The sequence below is a fragment of the Acinetobacter sp. YH12236 genome, from assembly GCF_013417645.1.
In the GTDB taxonomy this organism is placed as follows: Bacteria; Pseudomonadota; Gammaproteobacteria; order Pseudomonadales; family Moraxellaceae; genus Acinetobacter.
In genome coordinates this window covers 20,722-37,682 of record NZ_VPDM01000012.1, presented here as the reverse complement: position 1 = coordinate 37,682, position 16,961 = coordinate 20,722, and the positions used below count along the sequence as shown (strand labels likewise).

Sequence of the window (16,961 nt, the reverse complement as noted above, 5' to 3'; positions counted from 1 at the left end):
AGGCAAAAAATTTAAAACTACTCAATCACACAGTTCCCACAACACGCAGCCATACTTTTTTCAGATACAAACGGCGCATTCTTGGCAATTTCAACGAGACGTTTCACTGAATCATCAACTCCCCATCGTTTAGTCTCACCAAAGAACACTTCCACGTCATGGCCAGCTAAGTAGTGCTTAGGCAGCCCAGTTACATCGCTATAAATGATTTCGCCATCTTCATCACGCTCTACACCGATGTGATAAAGCTCATGTTCAATCAGCCTGCAGAAGTCTCTATCTGTAGCCTGTTCACAATAAGTAGCATCAATGGTAATCAGATATTGCGGCACAAAACCAAACCAATCCCGCATCTGTTGTTCCTGGCGTGCTTTCTTCCAGCCACCTACGTTAAACATGACCTTTTCACATTGACCCAGTACCATACGTTTTTTTGCTACGGCGGCAGATGATGCCCATGCAAATGCAAGAAACTCCTCATTGTCGTGAAGTAGCTCAGCAATATGATCATGATCGGGGTTATGTAGTTCACCACCGAGAGTAAGCCAGTTATTCACGACCCATTCTTTAAGCTCTGGTGCCGGTGCCAAGCGAATGGCTTCTTCTTCCTCGGCCTGATCAATCAGATCCGTCGGTGGGAATGGTCTGAACTGTTCCATCTTCTAATCTCTCTAACTGACTTCGAATCCAGTTAATTGCATAACCCGATTCAATTTGATGGGGTTCAAGACGCACAAATATATAACCTTGATCTTCAGCAAGATCATACTTATTAAATGAATTCGCTATCTTTCTTCCGCCGCGACCAACCGCCCATGGACTGCCCGCAATTTCTATAAGAAGATTCAACTTCACAATATAAAAATCAAACCGCCAATTTTTGGTTGATTCAAATTGAAACTTCCGTCTGTAGCCAATTCGGTATTCTTCTAATTCTTGAAATAAGGTTTCTTCAGCTTCTAAATATTTTTCTCTAGCCTTAGGTAGAGGTTTATTGCGGAGTTTGGTTTTGATTGGGCCTTTGGCGGTTAAGCATTTATAGAGGTCTGGATCCATGAATATTACCCAATAAAAAACCATCCGAAGATGGTTTTTTATTATTCAGTCTTGAGCTATTAGCCGCAAGATGCTTGAACGATAATTTTAGTTTGTGGGTCAGTTACTACCGTAACTCTCTCTAAACGGTAATCTAAAGTTACCGGTTGGCCAGGTGCTACCATACGTACAATTTCAGCATTAGTCTTGGCTTTAATTGCTGCTTCAGATAAACCAGTTTGTCCAACAAGTTTGGTTGCTTCCTCTGCTACACAGCTAGTCATCGTATTTGGTTGATGAGAAGGCATCTGTTCAGGATTATTTGCACACGCCGTCAATGTAACTGCTACTAGAATTAAAGATAAATTCTGGATAATTTTCATAAGTTTCTGTCTTGTTGGAATAAAAAATTAATCATACCGAATAAGAAAGTATCGGTTGCAGGCTTAACAACAGTCTATATATTCTGCTTAATCAGAAAAATAATGAACTGTCGCAATAGTTATCTAGTGCATTCCCCAGACTTTTAACAGTGATAACGGGAAAACCTCCCAAAGGAGGTTCTATGCATAGATTTAAATTTTAACCACAAAATGCCTTAAGAATAGTTTGGGTTTGTGGATCAGCAATTACAGTAACTCGTCCTGGATGATAATCTTTAGTTATAGGTTGGCCCGGTGCAACCAGTCTAACAACCTCAGAATTTGTTTTTGATTTGATATCAGCCTCGCTCGATAATGTCGTACGTGCTAATTTTGCTGCACTTTCAGGCACGCATTTTTTCATCATCTCAGGCTTGTGAACAATTTCTGTATCAGGAGTACCTGCACAAGCAGTCAAAGTCACTGCTGCAATAATAAGTGACACATTATAAATAATTTTCATAAGCTTCTATCTTTCACATATAAAAGCAGGATGATACCTAGGTCGGCTTGAGCAAGCCTAGCCATATCAACAATGTTAATACACTTCTTTAAATATTGAAATTTAAAAAAAACCTGCTTAACTATCCCAAATTAAGCAGGTACATGTCAGTGCGGTAATTTTATTGTTCTTTTTATGTACAAAATCCTAGCAAATAATTTATTTAACCGCCTAGCATTCTCTTGCGTATTCAGACGAATGGTTGATCATTTAACTTCCTTCAAACAATCCCGACACACCTTGATTTCTTCATCATCAACCGTGTAGTCGATCTCAGTCGCACCATGTAGGCCGAATAGGCAAAGGAAAAATTGGAGCATATTTTTCTCCTGATAAAAAAATACCACCCAAAGGTGGCAATTATTAAAAATACAATTTATAGCGGTTTCATTAATTCTAAAAACTTTTTACGGGGTCTTATATAAATAATTTCTTTAGGGTTTTGCGGGTATCCGAAATTAAAAGAGTTAACAATAGGTTTTAATTTATAGTAGTTCAGAATTAGCTCTTCTTCTCTACCTAGATCAGATTTTTCACTATACCTATAGGTTTCTATCAATTTAGCAATTTCTTCGGATATATATTTGAATTGATGTAAATTATTCTTCAAGTTAGTTGCGTCTTGATAAACATTTACGTCGGATTGCTCTTTTGAAACCAAGTAATAAAAAAGAACTGCCTCATTGTATAAATCCAACTCTAATCCCTGTAGAAGCTTTATCTCTACGTCCATTTTTTCAATCAAAATAGAGATTTCTTTAGACTTAGAAACCGTTCTTGAAACTTTCGGTTGAAGCACATTATTCATCTCACTGAAGAAATGATATAAGGTCTGAACATGCCTCTCATACCTTGTATAGATTCCAAATATTTTTTCAGCTTTCTCGTTGTAATTTTTATTATATAGTTCTTTTTTTGCGGTTTCATTTTTCACACTTTCTTGCCACTCCCATACATATATACCAATGAAAATGGTTAAAGGAGCAACTATTGCTACTGTGATAAATGAATATTCTTTTCCGAGTAGAAAATTCAAAATAATCACATAAATAATATAAAATATAATAAATACTTTAGGATTTTTCTTAATAAAATTTTCCACTCTATGTGATTCTCATTAGCTTATATTCACAATATACAACATGTTCAATCTAATTCTATTGCAGACAAAAAAGCCCACCATTTGGCGAGCTTCTTTGTCAGTCAAAGTGAATTACTTACACTTCGATCACTATATCACGAATATCGCATACCCCGTGCGCACAGTCAAACGGTTTTTTTAAACATATCAAAAGTTAAGTGAGGATAGCGACACTTCACAAATGCCAGTCCACACTTCAGGTCTTGGCGGATCTGGAGTACAGAGGTATCATTGCTTTCAGCGATATCACGCAATGAATTACCCATTACATAATGAGACCACAATGTTGATACCCATTCCTGAACAATCTCATCTTTAATAGTTTTTAATTCAATAATCACTCGCTGAATTGCACGCGCTTCATTGTCATCAATCTGACAGCGAATGCCACGGCGCTGAGTGCATAAACGATCCTTAAGCGTTTTATCACTCATGTACATTGCTAGAAGACGTTCACGCTGTTCCTGGGTAATTCGTCGAGTAGGCATAGTTTTCACCATGACCACCATGGTTTCAGTATCCCCATTCATCCAAGCCCCAAACTGACGAAACCAATCCTCAGCACTAAACTTAGTCCAATCCATTGCCTGCATAATCGTTACTGCTGAATTCATCGTATTTCCCCTACCATCTTCTCTATCTGCTGGATCGCGTGACCTGACTTCACTTGATCTGTACTAAACCGTATTACCTGAAAACCCATCATTGTTGCTGCGTTATACTTTTCCATGTCTCCAAGGTAGCCTTTACCCCTTGTGTGCCTTCCTCCGCTCCATATCCCGCCTTCAATCTCTACCAGAATCTTTTTATCAATTAAGTGAAAATCTGCTCTCCACTTGCGATCAGGATGAAAATAAAACTCCTGCTCAAACTTAATTTTTAATGTCTTTAATTCTCTAGCCAGCTTCGCTTCAAACTCATTCGGTACTTTTTCGCCTTTGACCTTAGGGCGTGTGGAGCGCCCTTTTGGTCTGGTGGCTTTCACCATTTTTTTGTATTCAGCGATTGAGTAGCTGGTCATGTATTACCCTTACCATGCACCCCAAATAACTGTTTGGTCTTTTCAGTTGGTCTATAAGTCCAGACCGATGTCTTTTCCAAATAACCACTATCTACCAAGTCTTTTAAGCAAGCCCGAATGGTGTCCCTTGTGCTGTTCAGTACATTCTCAATAATGTTGCTTACAGTCACATCCTTGGTTGCATAAGCTGAATAGACCAGGATATCCATTCTCTTTTCAAAACATGATCTAGACCGGCTTACGTTCACCCAATCCACGGTTTTATTATCGTTTTGGTCTTTCACACCCCACCTCCCAACTGCTCACGAATAACCTTAGGCACCTTCACCCCATCCACTTCACACTTCTCCAAGTACGACTCAGGATTTTCAAAAGGATCTGGCCATGGATCAGCTATTGGAGTTGGCTTCACCTGTAGACGCTGTGGTACTGGCACATGACGGTTTTTTACATTCATGCGCTTTTTAAGTTCTTCAAGCGCTTGCTGAGCTACTTCGTTTGGAACAGGTTGATGATCTATCTCATCAGGCTGCTTTGGTTCAGACAGCTGTTTAACCGCTTTCAGCTTCTCATCAGGCTCACCACGCTCTTTGGCTTCTGCGATCAGTCGCTTATACACACTGCAATACACGTTATGCACAGTATCGGTAGGCTTTAAGCTGCCATATGGACCAACCACGGCATAGAATGCTTCCCGGGCAATACGATTGATGCGACAAACACGGTTTGATTTCTCATAGTTCAATGCCTGTAACCATGCTTCATCCGGAGTCTGATATTCATACACACCTTTGCACCAGTTTTTGAACTCAGGAATCGATGGTGGCCATTCAGCTGTATCCAGACGTTTTAAACCACGTAGGAACTGCTCATAAGTCAGTTCAGAAAGCTTTTCGACAAACTTCTCAATCACCTGGCTTTTTTTCAAACCTGACCACTGATCCGTGAACTTCTTGCCATACATCAGAAGCATGTCTTCAACCAGCTTACGTGCATCCGTTTCACTGAATTGCTGTACAGCGTGAGTAGTTTGTTGTTGAGATAATTCGTTAAGCATATTTCACACCCTCCACTTCATGCACATCACGCATTGCTGGCTGATCATTGCTGCCAATTTCAGACATCCAGTCGCTGACTTCGTTTTGAGTACGGCTTGCTGCACCTGAAAAAGATTTTGGTTTTTGAAGTTGAGACTTAGCTTCACGCTGACGGCGTACTTCGTCTTTGTTGTTTTGAATCCAGGTAAACCATTTCACCAGCCATAGGCTTGGAGTATTTTTACTATCAGCCTTTGCTGAGAAGAAATCACCGAAGTTGGTAAACATGGAAATCAGATCCTGTTCTGGGAGATCAGGATTGCGTTGTTTTCCGAGTTCAATGAAATCGTAATGAATTGGATATACGTTTACGCATTCAAGAACTGAATAGCGTTTGTGATCCTCAGGTTGATATTGAGAAAACCGAATTGGTGGCAAAGGAAAATCTTGCTCGCGCGTATTACTACTACCACTATAATTATTGGTTACTGGTTCTTGGTTTATGGTTAATGGTTTATGGTTTATGGTTGGTTGCTCGTCCGTTAAATTTTCGTTCAACGCTGCTTCAACGTTCGTTGAGTTTTCGTTTGACTGATCTTCAACGTCCGTTGAACTATCGCCATTCGATTGTTCAGCATTTGATGAACCACCATTAGAGCCTTGTTGCTTTTTCTCTGCACGTTTTTTTGCAGATGCTTTTCCAGCCTCACTAGCTTGCTTACGCTTACCATGAAATTCAGCAATTTCACGTTCACAACGATTATTGATATAAGCTCCATCCTGAAGAGTAAAAAACTCCTCAAGAACATATTTCAAAGCCGCTGTCTGATCTTCAGTTGCACATTGTAGACGACGGGCCAAACGCTCTAAATTGGAAGCATCAATTGGCTTTTCAGTGTCGTAATACATATCCAGGAGATCACGGTAGATTGCACGCTCAACCAAGCTCAAGTGGCGAGTCGCATTGTTGAAATCCCCAATATGATGTTGGTAATAATTCATAACTTTTCTTCCACTTTGAGGTATGCGCCAATGCTCTGGCCTTCACGTTTAAGCTCTTCGAACATGTCATCCAAACCAAATTGATTGGCACGATTAATCAAATATTGAATAGTTGGACCATGTAGCTTTGTTAAATGAGCGTGAATATCATGTTCAGCCAATGCTTTAGCGATCTCATCAAGCTCTTCTTTTTCAGCTTCATTAATAAACTCGCGAATATCATCAAGATCGATCTCAATATCCACATCAACGTTTTTACTTACAGTGACTGTCTTTCTGAAAAATCTCATGCCGCCACCTGCTTTGTATTACGTACTTTGTTTACTAATCCAGTGATACGAGTCAGGCCAAACGCAGTGACACGCATATGCAGGAACACACGTTCTTTGCCGTCGTTGCGATTAACAATTACTGGTGACGTACGATTGGTGAAAACCTTGTTTAAGACATATTGGGCATGTGGCTGGAGCTTGCGATCTGAATCACGGTAGATCCATTTCTTATTAATCAGTAGCTGGATTAATTCAGATTCTTTAATGCCGATTGTTTTGGCACATTCACGTAAGCAATAAGTGTTAGAAGTATCAGCAATGGTTTCCAGTGCCTCAGCCTTAGGTGTGAGTACCGCTACTTTTTCACTTAACTCAATATTGAGCTTGGCTTGAATTTCGATTGCTTGAAGCAGGTGTGCTGGGTTGGTGATGTCAAAGCTATTTTTAGCCTTGAGCGCTTCTTCCATTGCAGTCATACGGTCAAAAATTTGTGCTTGTAATTCGTAGCTATAAGACATAGCCATGAGACAAGCTTCACGTTTTGGGAATTGATAGATATGGCGTGTGTTGTTATTGCCATATGTTTGCGTTCCGATAAATTTCGGAGCGTGCAATTCACCTAAAACACTGGGTACTTTTCGCATGAAATCATCATGACGAAGCTCTTTATATGGCTTTTCAGTAGTTGCGATTTCTTTACGATGATTGTTAATAAAATCAACAATCTCAGGTGATGACATCGTTACTTCGTTTATGTTAAAATTGTCTTGTGTTAACATATTCATGTTTACTTTCCTCGACTGTTAGTGAACAACCGGAAAAGCCTGATCTAGACCATCAGGCTTTTTCTGTTTGTAGAGCTGATAAATACTTTGCACACTCACCTTTCATGGCTTTACGCAAAGACTGAATCTTGTGTTCGATTTCTTCCAAGATGCGATCTGTCTCATCCATTTCAGCAGGTGTTACCACACCATCTTCCAGAGCAGATAAAACCTGTTTATTCGCTGCACCATTGCCAACATTCATGCCAAGCAGTGATTCAAGAACACCTAGTTGATGATCTTTTTCTTCTGCTTGCTCTACTGGCATTAATGCAAAACCTAATTTGTGCGCCCACACTTTTAAAGAAGCTGGGTTTTGCGTATAAGTCAGCATTGCTTCAAATGCCTTTAGGCTCGGCAAATGGTTTTCCATGTTTGGATTTGCATAATTCAAAATCGTGTTGTGAGACACGCCAACAACATCAGCAATCTCTTTAGGCGTAATCCCATTTGATTGGTGAATCATCTTATGTAGTGCGGTTTTGCTTTCCTTGGATATATCCATGTGAACACCTTGTTTACTTTCACGTTTATTAAAAACGCTAAGTTGTTGATAATTGGTTTAAGCAATTAAGGCTTCTAAATTTGCCTTTAACTTGCCTTTACTTTGAATTTGGAGAATTGCCTGGGTTGAAGCTGGAATTCCATATGAGCGCCATTTACTAATAGCTCCGCGTGTCTTTTTTAAGATTCGCGCTAGGTCTGCGTCGCTTTCAGCTCCGTAATGCTCCTTTACGTCATCGACAGTCATAATGTTTACCTTGATAAACTTAAAGTTTCCCTAAGTAAACCATAAGTTTCTTTTTAGGTCAATAATAATGTTTACCATTGGAAACAATTGTTATGGGTATTTTGCAATGAGCAGCGTTTCTGAACGTATCTTGATAAGAATGAAGGAACTTAACCTTCAGCAAGTTGATCTAATTGAAGCTACCGGCCTAAGTAAAGGTACGGTTTCAAAGTGGATTTCAGGGGTTAATGTACCTAGCGGCAAAAGCATCACATCTCTTGCAAAAGCCCTAAAAACATCACCTGAATGGATTTTAGATGGTGAGGGCCTTAAAAATCTTGGCGGCCCTGTAAAAGAAGAAGATGACAAGGGCTTTAATAACGTCAGATTTAACGGAAAAAAACTTACAAGGATTCCAGTGTTAGATTTTGTACAAGCTGGTATGTGGCGAGAGGTGGCTTACGATGGTGGTGAGCCAAAAGGATATACCCTTACTACTTATGAAAATAAAGATCCAAGCACCATTTTTAGTGTGACTGTCGAAGGTATGAGCATGTACCCCGAGTTTCAGCCTGGTGATGATATTGTTATTGATGCCTCAATTACTCCTCATCCTGGTGATTATGTGGTAGCTCAAAATGGTGATTACGAGGTTACTTTTAAGAAGTACAGAGTTGTAGGTTTTGATGAGCATGGCCGCGAAGTATTTGAATTAGTTCCACTAAATCCAGACTTCCCTATTCATAACTCACAAAAACATCCTATTTCAATTATTGGTGTAGTTGTTCAACATCACAGGGAATTTAGAAAATAATAAAAGCCGCTATATGCGGCTTTAGTAAAGCTGCTTGGAATGTTTAATTTCATTTATTTTTTATTAAAAAATTTGAAGTATGTTTATTGAAAAAAGGGGTTAATATGAGTAAACCAGTTCTATTTTCTGTTCATAATATTAGGTTTGAAGCTAAAAGATTTAGTAAAGATCATGATGAACCAATACAACCGATAAATATTTGGAGCCTATTTAAAACAATATCAAAATTTAATTTTTCTGATTATAGCTATCCTCTCAATGACAATACCTTAATTTCTAAATTAAAACTTATTGAATTTAATGATGATAATAAATCTATAAACTTATTAGTTGTTATCTCGGATACCAATGCACGTAATCGTAGTTACACAGATACAGCTACTGGTGAAACTAGGCTTACAAATAAGAAAAAATCAGAAGGAGATGATGCTAGAATCCATATAATCATTAAACTAAATAAAGATAACTTAACTGCAAGTTTAGCTATTGAAAGAGAGAGAGGCTCTCGTATTAATGCTAATTTACTTAGAATATTATTAGATCGATGCTTAGATTTTATTTATGAAAATAATAATAAAAATACGGGAATAATCGATTTATTTTCAGAAGACCACCCTTCTGGATTTAAAGAAGATGATGGTACATTTACTCGACTGCCTAAAAAAATCAAATGCAATATTGAAAATGTATTTAGTGATGAAGTTTTAAACGCTTTTAAACAAGGTAAAATTTCGGACCTTGAACTAATTCATACGTCACAAACAACAAAAGCTGATCAACACTCATCTTTCATAAGTAAATCAAGCTCATTTCATTTTGAGGTCGACCCGTTAATTATCCCTAATAAAGTAACCGAACCTAAAGAAATTCAACAAACTTTGATTGGTAAATTGACAGCTTTATGGGATGATACCTTTGGTAAGGAAGCTCAAATCCCCTTAGATAAACATAAGTATCGTATATCATATAAAGATGACTATGGTAAAACTTCATCTTATACTTATACACCCGCTGAATCACTAGATATGACTTTGGCTAAAACCTTTAAAATTGATCCTAAAACTTTCACTCATCTTGAGTGGGAAAAATTGCCAAAAATTAACTCTTCTTTGTGTTTGCGTGCCTTCGCTAAGCTCTAACTTTAATTAGAGGTCAATTATGAGTAGAGAAATATTAAGACCCTGTGACTATTTATGGATAAGTTGGAAAAATGATCCAGACGAGAATAAGAAAAAGGATCGAATGGATTGGATATTTCCTCTTGTATTTTCATGTGTGGTTAGTATAGTTTTATTTGCAGTTTACAAACTAAGTTTCACATGCGCCACTTCATGCAAAACAGTGTTATTTAGTAATGATGCTTTCAATGTAATTCTAAATTTTTTACAAACGATGCCTGGATTTTATATTGCTGCCTTAGCTGCAATTTCTACATTTAATAATCCCGGTATGGATAAAGAAATGATAGGAAGTACACCTGTTGATAAAGATCAAAAAAAGATGACTAGAAGAAGGTTCTTGGCACAATCTTTTTCTTATTTGACATTCCTAAGTATAATTCTCTTAATATTTGGAGCAATTATTAAGTATTTTTTTAGCTTGGATTTTATAATAATAGATAGCAGTCTTTTTTTAATCACTTACTTATTTATTTCTTTTGTATTATTTGTATTTCTTTTCCAACTGGTATTTATTACATTTTACTGTTTATACTATTTAGGTGATCGAATCCACTTACCATAATAAAAGCCCTCATATCATGAGGGCTTTTTTTGTTTTCTAGCAATTTTAAAACTTAATCTGAGATAATCCACCAAGTTGGTTTTCTTTTATTAAATTTTGCTTATAATTTAAAGTCCAATAACAATAAAATTAGACTATGAGAATAATTACTTTAGCTACCCTACTCTTATCCTTAGCTTTCACTGGTTGCCAGAATACTCAGCCTACTGAACAAGAGTTAGATGAAGCTATAACCACTTTGGAAAAATCAGAAAAGGTTTTAGGTACTTATATTGATAGACTGGAATCTGAATTCACAGATGAAAATTTGCGTGTTCAGATCCTTTGCAAAGACTATCCGCGTGAGTATGAAAAGAACTATATGCCTAACTTGTTGAAGCTCTCACTAGGTGAATACTCTGAAGCTGTGCTTTTGGCTGATATGGATTTGGTTTTGGATCACTATAAAGAGAAAGATGCTATTCAGTGCTAAAGCTTTCTTACTTCTGAAATATTAAATCTTTATATTGGACTTAAGACCTCTCATGACCAGGTCTGTAATAACTAAGTAAAGCATCACTAACCCGCTATCCGCGGGTTTTTCTTTATGTAAGGTAAGTGTAACCTTGTCTTTAAATGTTACATTGTAATAATTAGTATAAAGATACCTATGATTCAGAAATAGAAAGGTAAGTATCAATGAAATATTTGTTAGGTGCAGCATTGTTAGGATTGGCGATTACTGGCTGTACTTCAAATCCAAAAAACGAAGTGGTACAAGAAAAAGTTGTGAGCAATACTCCGGCTGAAACTCAGGTAATTAACTTTACTGGTCCAATGGATCTTACAGTTGAATTGAAATCTTCGGATAATTTTGAAACTGCAGAAATGACAGATAATTCTGGCAAGGTTTATCACCTTAAGCGAGCTATTTCAGGAAGTGGTATGCGTTTAGCCAATAATGATGGTGTTTCAATTCACTTCAAAGCTGGTGAAGGTATTGTAGAGTTTATGAAAGACAAACCTATCAGTATTACTGAATACAAAAAATAAGATTATTGCTCTAGGACAACCCACCCCATTGGTGGGTTGTCTTTTTATTATATGAAGTAATATTCCTATCAGTTTAAAATTATAATATATGACGCTGTAGTCTAAAAATTGTTTTTCCATATCTCTCTTAGTACAAATACGGACTAACTTAATGAATAATATTAACTTTAAGAATTTCGAAGAGGCTGGCCAAGCTATTTTAAAATTCTTATCTCAACGATTTGGATTTAAGTTATGGATGATTACCCGTACTGAAGGTGATGACTGGATTGTGTTACTAAGTGAAGATAATGGCTATAACGTTAAGCCAGGACAAGTATTTCGATGGGCAGATTCGTTCTGCTCACACATGGTACAAAATAATGCGCCCCGCATTGCCCCTTACTCGCCCGATGTTCAAGTTTATACAGATGCACCAATAAATAAACTTGTCACTATTAAAGCCTATATCGGTCAACCTCTTTTAAAAGAAGATGGTTCCTTGTTTGGCACTCTTTGTGCAATTGATCCCGAACCTCAGTCTAAAGTCCTTGTTGAGGATGCTCCATTGTTTGATCTTATAGGAAAGGTGCTTAGTTACACGATTCAAGCTGAATTAAGAGCAACCGAACACATACGTAAAGCTGAACGCTTTGAAATGGAAGCATTGTCTGATCCAATGACTGGACTTTATAACCGTCGTGCTTGGGATCGATTAGTTGAGTTAGAAGAAGAACGGTGTAAGCGATATGGTCACCCTACTGCTGTGCTTATGATTGACCTAAATGATCTAAAGATCACTAATGACAATCTAGGACATGCTGCTGGTGATGAGCTGATCAAAAGAATGGCTGTAGCTTTAAAAGGCATAGTACGTAGCAATGATATTATTGCTCGCCTAGGTGGTGATGAATTTGCCGTACTCAGTATCGAAACTAATCTGCAGAATGCTGAGAAGCTTGTAACAAGAATTCAAAATGCTTTTGCGAAAGCTGAAGTTAGTGCGGCAATTGGTCTTGCAATGCGAAATCCAACATATGGATTATCCACCGCCATCATAGAAGCTGATAGAAAAATGTATCAAGATAAAATCTTAATTAAATCTATTAATAATGATTGATAAAAAGCCGCATACCCGAGCGGCTCTTGGATCGGGTGGAGAAAAGAATGAAAAGCCTTGCTTATAATTAATGGTCTCAATATCTCTGATGAGGAAATTAAAAGTTTCAACAGGAGAGAAATTTCTGGTTTTGAGCGCATTAGCTTAAATTCATTTATTTTTAATTTAAGTGAGTCCTCTAATTTATTGGCAGATATTCAGAATTATTTACAATCACGTGGTAACAAGTACAGCATCTTATACTTTGAAAAAGATCCGACTATTTTCACCTACCTTAAATAAGTTAAATATCAATCACGCTTAATTCATTGCTTAACCAAAAAAACATAAAGTTTATTTACGGTATTTATTATAACCTCAGCGTCTGTAAGACCTTGAAGCATTAAGCGATCAACCATATCCTTGCGCCAGTTTGATAAAGCCCTCTCATCTTGTGTGGCTTTATCAAACAATCCACTTTCTCCGATAAAATTTAAGAGCTTATCAGTAACACTAATCAGCACCTCTGCGTCTGTAACGCCATTAAAAATTAAACGATTAACCATATGAGCACGCGGATCATGCTGCAGGCTTTCTACTGTCAAGTAATTTAGCTTATCCATAACAAACTCCAAACAACCCACCCCAGCGGTGGGTTTTCTTTTGTCTATTAAAACATAAAAGTTTCCATAAAGAATAAAAAGTTTCTTTTAATAAACTTTTCTCTTGACTATAAAGTTTCCTTTGGTAAACTAAATTCCGTAGACAACAAAAAGCCCCAGCGTAGCCTACGACAACTACCTGGAGCGTGACCCACAACCTAACTGTGAGTGAAATTATTATGAATGCAAAATTGACTCCACACAATAGCTTCAAGGTGACTCTTGTTGCTACTGCCTTAACTGTAAGCGCATTAGCGTTTGGTTGGCATGCTGACTTTGGTATTGGCCAAGCAGCACCAGCTCAAAATATTCAATCTGAATATGGCATCGTATCTTTAAAAATGCTGGACGACGTACGCGGTGAAGCAATCCTTAATCTGGGTGGTTTTCGTTTGGAAATCACTTCGTTTGAAGTTGCAGCACATCCAGACGACTACGGTGTGCCAGGTTCCGAGTTCACCAATGTAGAAGTAATAGAACTTGGTGAAATCAAGGTATTCGATGCCAATGGCAATCCATATAACGACTTCACTGATTATCAGGATCACCGCGAAATCAACGCAATGATCGCTGGTTATATCATGAAACACCGTCTGGTGGAGGTGCAGTCATGATTCTTAAATCTGCCGACCAAATCTTTGAAGCACTTTTGAATGGCCAGCTGGTTTACTGGTGTGAATATGGCTCTGATGATTGGTCCCCGCTTAATGACCAAGCACAAGTTAATTTTGCTGATCTTTACACTGGTTTCCTGCAATTCAAAGCAGATGAACTACCTGTCATTCCAATGCCAGTAGAGTTTGGCTCAACTCATCGTTACTTCTCTGAATACATCAAGACGTTTGAAGGACTTGAGATTTACAGGGTTGGTAAAAATCGGGTGAGCTACTTCGCTTTACGTATCAAAAGCTCAGGAACTATTGCTGACTATTTCTGCAATACGTTGATTTACTCCATCCAACCTGACGGCTCCCTGAAGAAAATGGATAAGTCTACAGCTCCACAGTGGATTCTAGATGGTTTGGAAAATGCGCGAGTCGCCATGCGCAAAAATAAACGACATCAAGTTTTAGAAAGTACCGGCTTCTTTGGGTCTGAGGACTATAAGAACTTTAAACGCAAAAACCGTCATCCAGGAGCTGTGTAATGTCGACTGTATTTTTCAAAAAAGCGGAACGTAAAAACGCGAAATTACGCCTTGCTCTGGCTGGCCCTACTGGCTCAGGTAAAACCTTGGGTGCGCTTCTTTTGGCTAAAGGTATTGGTGGCAAAATTGCTGTCGCTGATACTGAGAACAGTAGTGCTGAGCTATATGAAGATGTTGTTGAGTTTGAACATGCGAATATTCAACCTCCTTACACTCCTGAAAAGTTTATTGATGCTATTCAGGCTGCAGAGAAAGCCGGTTTTGACACCTTAATTCTGGACAGTATTACTCATGAGTGGTCCGGTGTTGGTGGCTGTTTGGAGATTGTCGACAAGCTCGCCAGTACAACTTTCAAGGGTAATAGCTGGGGCGCATGGAGCCAAGTTACCCCAAGACACCGCAAGTTTATCGATGCAATGCTTCAATCCAGCATCAATATTATTGTGACCATGCGCAGCAAGATGGATACCGTTCAGGTTGATGCAGGTAACGGTAAAAAGAAAGTTGAAAAGGTCGGAATGAAAGCTGAACAGCGTGACGGTATTGAATATGAGTTCACCACTGTTCTAGATCTAACTCACGACAACTATGCAGTTAGAACAAAAGACCGTACCCGAATTTTCAATGAACCCATGCTTCTTTCTGAACAAGCTGGAGTATTGCTTAAACAGTGGTTGAACTCTGGATCCGCTAATGCATGCATCAACGGTAATCAGTTCTTAGAACTTGAAGCACTTATGCAACAAGCTGGAATTGATATTGAAAAGTACTGCGCTAAGCGAGGATTGAATAGTCTTCATGATGTTCAACAGCAGAAGTTTGATGAAACATGCGCCGGTATTCATTCCATCATTCAGCGCAATCAACAAGCACAACAGGCCAATGAACAGCAACTACACGCTGAAAATGAAGCACGTCTAGAAAATGATTATCAAGCTGCATTGAAAGATATTCAGAATGCTAGTCACGTTAATGATCTAAATCGGCCTGCGGACTACTTCAAAGGCACAAAGTACGAACAACAAATTTTAAATGCCTGCCAGGCGAAATCAGATATGGAAGGATGGTCAGCATGAATATTTTAAATAGCAAAGAAGCTTTTGAAGCAATGATGGCTGGCCGAAATATCATGTGCCGCGCTGTTGGTGAATTGATGGATTTTGATGATCTGTCACAGTTCCCTGCCACTATTTTCGCTATGCCAGGCTATGAGTTCTGTATCAAGGTTGAAACCATGGAGTTGGCTGGTATTACGTTTGCCAGACCTCTTAAGCTTGAGGAAATTCGTGAAGGCCAAGATGTATACGTTATCAACACTTATGGCTCATCTATCTATGTTGTTGAATTTGGCAAGATGACTTGTACAGCATTAATAGAATCTATTAATCATGGATTTGCCCAATATGATGCTGAAAATGCAAAGCTTCAATTGCAAGCAATATCTAAAGTGCTAGGCCATGAGCTAACTGGTGATTGTCTGGTTGTACGTCTTGGTGATGAAGAAAAACCTAAAAAGAAACGTTCAACCAAAGCCAAGAATGATGCTGATAATTTAAATACTCCGGCTGACTCTAATACCACTGTTGCAAATATAGAAAAACAGCCTGAGCCAGAAGTGGTTCAACCTATTGAAGTTCCAGTGGCTCAACCTACTGAACTTGATGAAACAGATCCAGCTATTCTGAAAGTTATCGAAGCTATTGAGAAATGTGGTTCAGATTATGAGTTAAAAGGCGTTGAACGCAATTTGGATAGCAATCAGCACAAGCTAACTGAAACTGAATACAGTGAACTCAAAAATCGTATTGCACAAAAACGTGAACTTCTTTTTGCCTCTAAAAAGCCGGTAACAGTAGATTCTCTTAAAAAATTTGCAATACAAAGTGAAGTATGTGCTGCCTACATTGATCAAATTAAGGCATGCACCACAACAAATGAGCTGGCTGATTTAAGCAGCGCAATCATTGCGGACGACAAGCTAAATATTGATCTGCAAGAACAGTTGTGCAACCAGATCAATGAGGCAGCTAATCAATTAAACCAGCCCAAACCTAATGTAGAGCAGCCATCTGAAAACCTAAGTGTCACTGAGCTGCAAAGATTGCAGCATGAGGCTGAAAAACTAGTACAGAACAAAGCTCAAGATGAAGAATACCAAAGCCTTCTTACCGATCTTGTGGACCGTGCAAGAAAAGCAAATACCCCAGCCGAAGCAAATGCCTTAGTAGGCTATACAAAGGCTTGGTCTGAAGAACAGCGCAAACCATTAATTGATGCGATTCATAAACGCTTGGTCGAGCTCAACAAAACAACTGAACAACCTTCCCTGGCAGTACGTATCCAGAGAGCTGAAGACCTGACTGAACTGGATGCTTTAGAGATCGATGTATCAGCATGTGATGAAGTTATTCAGCCAAGATTAATGGAACTTATTGAGCAGCGTCGCATCCAGCTGGATCAGATTTCTGCAACTAGTGAAGCTCAGTGAGCTACCTAAAT

At 38.4% G+C, this 16,961-nt stretch carries 24 protein-coding genes and 1 pseudogene; 10 read left to right on the top strand and 15 right to left on the bottom strand.

Annotation, left to right across the window (positions count from 1 at the left end):
• Positions 1-17 precede the first annotated feature (17 nt).
• From FTV14_RS07210 to FTV14_RS07145, 14 genes and pseudogenes are all read right to left on the bottom strand, one after another.
• The gene (locus FTV14_RS07210; protein ID WP_180053647.1) at positions 18-659 is read right to left on the bottom strand and encodes a putative metallopeptidase; all 642 of its coding nucleotides are present in this window, start codon (positions 657-659) and stop codon (positions 18-20) included.
• Complete coding sequence (locus FTV14_RS07205) at positions 619-1,056, bottom strand: hypothetical protein (protein ID WP_163166422.1); 438 nt, start codon at positions 1,054-1,056, stop codon at positions 619-621. The genes FTV14_RS07210 and FTV14_RS07205 overlap by 41 nt, the downstream gene beginning before the upstream one ends.
• A 59-nt stretch (positions 1,057-1,115) precedes the next feature.
• Positions 1,116-1,313 (bottom strand): annotated as a pseudogene (locus FTV14_RS07200) (I78 family peptidase inhibitor); the annotation flags it as partial.
• A gap of 304 nt (positions 1,314-1,617) precedes the next feature.
• The gene (locus FTV14_RS07195) at positions 1,618-1,920 is read right to left on the bottom strand and encodes an I78 family peptidase inhibitor (RefSeq protein ID WP_163166426.1); all 303 of its coding nucleotides are present in this window, start codon (positions 1,918-1,920) and stop codon (positions 1,618-1,620) included.
• 415 nt (positions 1,921-2,335) lie between these two features.
• Complete coding sequence (locus FTV14_RS07190) at positions 2,336-3,061, bottom strand: hypothetical protein (protein WP_180053646.1); 726 nt, start codon at positions 3,059-3,061, stop codon at positions 2,336-2,338.
• Between the two features lie 164 nt (positions 3,062-3,225).
• Entirely contained in the window at positions 3,226-3,714 is a 489-nt protein-coding gene (locus FTV14_RS07185; RefSeq protein WP_180053645.1) for an antiterminator Q family protein, read from the bottom strand.
• The gene (locus tag FTV14_RS07180) at positions 3,711-4,121 is read right to left on the bottom strand and encodes a DUF559 domain-containing protein (protein ID WP_180011263.1); all 411 of its coding nucleotides are present in this window, start codon (positions 4,119-4,121) and stop codon (positions 3,711-3,713) included. The genes FTV14_RS07185 and FTV14_RS07180 overlap by 4 nt, the downstream gene beginning before the upstream one ends.
• A complete protein-coding gene (locus FTV14_RS07175; protein ID WP_180052623.1) occupies positions 4,118-4,330 on the bottom strand; it encodes a hypothetical protein in 213 nt (70 codons plus the stop codon). Before FTV14_RS07175 ends, FTV14_RS07180 begins: the two co-directional genes overlap by 4 nt.
• Before the next feature lie 71 nt (positions 4,331-4,401).
• Positions 4,402-5,178, bottom strand: a complete 777-nt coding sequence (locus FTV14_RS07170; protein ID WP_180053644.1) for a hypothetical protein — start codon at positions 5,176-5,178, stop codon at positions 4,402-4,404.
• Positions 5,171-6,160, bottom strand: a complete 990-nt coding sequence (locus FTV14_RS07165; RefSeq protein WP_180053643.1) for a YdaU family protein — start codon at positions 6,158-6,160, stop codon at positions 5,171-5,173. Before FTV14_RS07165 ends, FTV14_RS07170 begins: the two co-directional genes overlap by 8 nt.
• A complete protein-coding gene (locus FTV14_RS07160; RefSeq protein ID WP_218948171.1) occupies positions 6,157-6,450 on the bottom strand; it encodes a hypothetical protein in 294 nt (97 codons plus the stop codon). The genes FTV14_RS07165 and FTV14_RS07160 overlap by 4 nt, the downstream gene beginning before the upstream one ends.
• The gene (locus FTV14_RS07155) at positions 6,447-7,217 is read right to left on the bottom strand and encodes a phage antirepressor KilAC domain-containing protein (RefSeq protein ID WP_180053642.1); all 771 of its coding nucleotides are present in this window, start codon (positions 7,215-7,217) and stop codon (positions 6,447-6,449) included. The genes FTV14_RS07160 and FTV14_RS07155 overlap by 4 nt, the downstream gene beginning before the upstream one ends.
• 52 nt (positions 7,218-7,269) lie before the next feature.
• Positions 7,270-7,761, bottom strand: a complete 492-nt coding sequence (locus tag FTV14_RS07150; RefSeq protein WP_180053641.1) for a phage regulatory CII family protein — start codon at positions 7,759-7,761, stop codon at positions 7,270-7,272.
• A gap of 57 nt (positions 7,762-7,818) precedes the next feature.
• Positions 7,819-8,007, bottom strand: coding sequence for a hypothetical protein (locus FTV14_RS07145; RefSeq protein WP_180053640.1), 189 nt, complete (start codon positions 8,005-8,007; stop codon positions 7,819-7,821).
• Between the two features lie 106 nt (positions 8,008-8,113).
• On the opposite strand from FTV14_RS07145, the gene FTV14_RS07140 reads away from it, so the two are divergent.
• The 6 genes from FTV14_RS07140 (at position 8,114) to FTV14_RS07115 (ending at position 12,674) form a co-directional block, all read left to right on the top strand.
• Positions 8,114-8,800: a LexA family transcriptional regulator gene (locus FTV14_RS07140; protein WP_180053639.1), complete on the top strand. Its 687-nt coding sequence runs from the start codon at positions 8,114-8,116 to the stop codon at positions 8,798-8,800.
• Positions 8,801-8,904: 104 nt separating this feature from the next.
• Entirely contained in the window at positions 8,905-9,939 is a 1,035-nt protein-coding gene (locus FTV14_RS07135) for a hypothetical protein (RefSeq protein WP_180053638.1), read from the top strand.
• Between the two features lie 19 nt (positions 9,940-9,958).
• Entirely contained in the window at positions 9,959-10,543 is a 585-nt protein-coding gene (locus FTV14_RS07130) for a hypothetical protein (protein ID WP_180053637.1), read from the top strand.
• A gap of 136 nt (positions 10,544-10,679) precedes the next feature.
• Positions 10,680-11,015, top strand: coding sequence for a hypothetical protein (locus FTV14_RS07125; protein ID WP_180053636.1), 336 nt, complete (start codon positions 10,680-10,682; stop codon positions 11,013-11,015).
• 206 nt (positions 11,016-11,221) lie between these two features.
• Positions 11,222-11,575 (top strand): hypothetical protein, encoded by a 354-nt coding sequence (locus tag FTV14_RS07120; RefSeq protein WP_005262268.1) that lies wholly within the window; start codon positions 11,222-11,224, stop codon positions 11,573-11,575.
• Positions 11,576-11,726: 151 nt separating this feature from the next.
• A complete protein-coding gene (locus FTV14_RS07115) occupies positions 11,727-12,674 on the top strand; it encodes a sensor domain-containing diguanylate cyclase (protein ID WP_180053635.1) in 948 nt (315 codons plus the stop codon).
• 305 nt (positions 12,675-12,979) lie between these two features.
• Here FTV14_RS07115 and FTV14_RS07110 read toward each other — a convergent pair whose 3' ends face one another.
• A complete protein-coding gene (locus tag FTV14_RS07110; protein WP_180031395.1) occupies positions 12,980-13,276 on the bottom strand; it encodes a hypothetical protein in 297 nt (98 codons plus the stop codon).
• Between the two features lie 218 nt (positions 13,277-13,494).
• Here FTV14_RS07110 and FTV14_RS07105 point away from each other — a divergent pair, with 218 nt between their 5' ends.
• From FTV14_RS07105 to FTV14_RS16010, 4 genes are read left to right on the top strand one after another with little or no spacing between them, the layout of a single operon-like run.
• Positions 13,495-13,929, top strand: a complete 435-nt coding sequence (locus FTV14_RS07105) for a hypothetical protein (RefSeq protein ID WP_180053634.1) — start codon at positions 13,495-13,497, stop codon at positions 13,927-13,929.
• Entirely contained in the window at positions 13,926-14,462 is a 537-nt protein-coding gene (locus FTV14_RS07100) for a hypothetical protein (RefSeq protein WP_180053633.1), read from the top strand. Before FTV14_RS07105 ends, FTV14_RS07100 begins: the two co-directional genes overlap by 4 nt.
• Positions 14,462-15,538 carry an ATP-binding protein gene (locus FTV14_RS07095; protein ID WP_034171179.1) on the top strand — a complete coding sequence of 359 codons (1,077 nt, stop codon included), beginning with the start codon at positions 14,462-14,464 and terminating at the stop codon, positions 15,536-15,538. The genes FTV14_RS07100 and FTV14_RS07095 overlap by 1 nt, the downstream gene beginning before the upstream one ends.
• On the top strand, positions 15,535-16,950 hold the full coding sequence (locus FTV14_RS16010) for a hypothetical protein (protein WP_257219766.1): 1,416 nt from the start codon (positions 15,535-15,537) through the stop codon (positions 16,948-16,950). Before FTV14_RS07095 ends, FTV14_RS16010 begins: the two co-directional genes overlap by 4 nt.
• Positions 16,951-16,961 lie beyond the last annotated feature (11 nt).

What these genes read in the sequence shown, in the direction of transcription:
- FTV14_RS07210 (WP_180053647.1), bottom strand. Translation starts at nt 659, where the DNA reads ATGGAACAGTTCAGACCATTCCCACCGACGGATCTGATTGATCAGGCC.
- FTV14_RS07205 (WP_163166422.1), bottom strand. Translation starts at nt 1,056, where the DNA reads ATGGATCCAGACCTCTATAAATGCTTAACCGCCAAAGGCCCAATCAAA.
- FTV14_RS07195 (WP_163166426.1), bottom strand. Translation starts at nt 1,920, where the DNA reads ATGAAAATTATTTATAATGTGTCACTTATTATTGCAGCAGTGACTTTG.
- FTV14_RS07185 (WP_180053645.1), bottom strand. Translation starts at nt 3,714, where the DNA reads ATGAATTCAGCAGTAACGATTATGCAGGCAATGGATTGGACTAAGTTT.
- FTV14_RS07180 (WP_180011263.1), bottom strand. Translation starts at nt 4,121, where the DNA reads ATGACCAGCTACTCAATCGCTGAATACAAAAAAATGGTGAAAGCCACC.
- FTV14_RS07175 (WP_180052623.1), bottom strand. Translation starts at nt 4,330, where the DNA reads ATGGATATCCTGGTCTATTCAGCTTATGCAACCAAGGATGTGACTGTA.
- FTV14_RS07170 (WP_180053644.1), bottom strand. Translation starts at nt 5,178, where the DNA reads ATGCTTAACGAATTATCTCAACAACAAACTACTCACGCTGTACAGCAA.
- FTV14_RS07165 (WP_180053643.1), bottom strand. Translation starts at nt 6,160, where the DNA reads ATGAATTATTACCAACATCATATTGGGGATTTCAACAATGCGACTCGC.
- FTV14_RS07160 (WP_218948171.1), bottom strand. Translation starts at nt 6,450, where the DNA reads ATGAGATTTTTCAGAAAGACAGTCACTGTAAGTAAAAACGTTGATGTG.
- FTV14_RS07155 (WP_180053642.1), bottom strand. Translation starts at nt 7,217, where the DNA reads ATGAATATGTTAACACAAGACAATTTTAACATAAACGAAGTAACGATG.
- FTV14_RS07150 (WP_180053641.1), bottom strand. Translation starts at nt 7,761, where the DNA reads ATGGATATATCCAAGGAAAGCAAAACCGCACTACATAAGATGATTCAC.
- FTV14_RS07145 (WP_180053640.1), bottom strand. Translation starts at nt 8,007, where the DNA reads ATGACTGTCGATGACGTAAAGGAGCATTACGGAGCTGAAAGCGACGCA.
- FTV14_RS07140 (WP_180053639.1), top strand. Translation starts at nt 8,114, where the DNA reads ATGAGCAGCGTTTCTGAACGTATCTTGATAAGAATGAAGGAACTTAAC.
- FTV14_RS07135 (WP_180053638.1), top strand. Translation starts at nt 8,905, where the DNA reads ATGAGTAAACCAGTTCTATTTTCTGTTCATAATATTAGGTTTGAAGCT.
- FTV14_RS07130 (WP_180053637.1), top strand. Translation starts at nt 9,959, where the DNA reads ATGAGTAGAGAAATATTAAGACCCTGTGACTATTTATGGATAAGTTGG.
- FTV14_RS07125 (WP_180053636.1), top strand. Translation starts at nt 10,680, where the DNA reads ATGAGAATAATTACTTTAGCTACCCTACTCTTATCCTTAGCTTTCACT.
- FTV14_RS07120 (WP_005262268.1), top strand. Translation starts at nt 11,222, where the DNA reads ATGAAATATTTGTTAGGTGCAGCATTGTTAGGATTGGCGATTACTGGC.
- FTV14_RS07115 (WP_180053635.1), top strand. Translation starts at nt 11,727, where the DNA reads ATGAATAATATTAACTTTAAGAATTTCGAAGAGGCTGGCCAAGCTATT.
- FTV14_RS07110 (WP_180031395.1), bottom strand. Translation starts at nt 13,276, where the DNA reads ATGGATAAGCTAAATTACTTGACAGTAGAAAGCCTGCAGCATGATCCG.
- FTV14_RS07105 (WP_180053634.1), top strand. Translation starts at nt 13,495, where the DNA reads ATGAATGCAAAATTGACTCCACACAATAGCTTCAAGGTGACTCTTGTT.
- FTV14_RS07100 (WP_180053633.1), top strand. Translation starts at nt 13,926, where the DNA reads ATGATTCTTAAATCTGCCGACCAAATCTTTGAAGCACTTTTGAATGGC.
- FTV14_RS07095 (WP_034171179.1), top strand. Translation starts at nt 14,462, where the DNA reads ATGTCGACTGTATTTTTCAAAAAAGCGGAACGTAAAAACGCGAAATTA.
- FTV14_RS16010 (WP_257219766.1), top strand. Translation starts at nt 15,535, where the DNA reads ATGAATATTTTAAATAGCAAAGAAGCTTTTGAAGCAATGATGGCTGGC.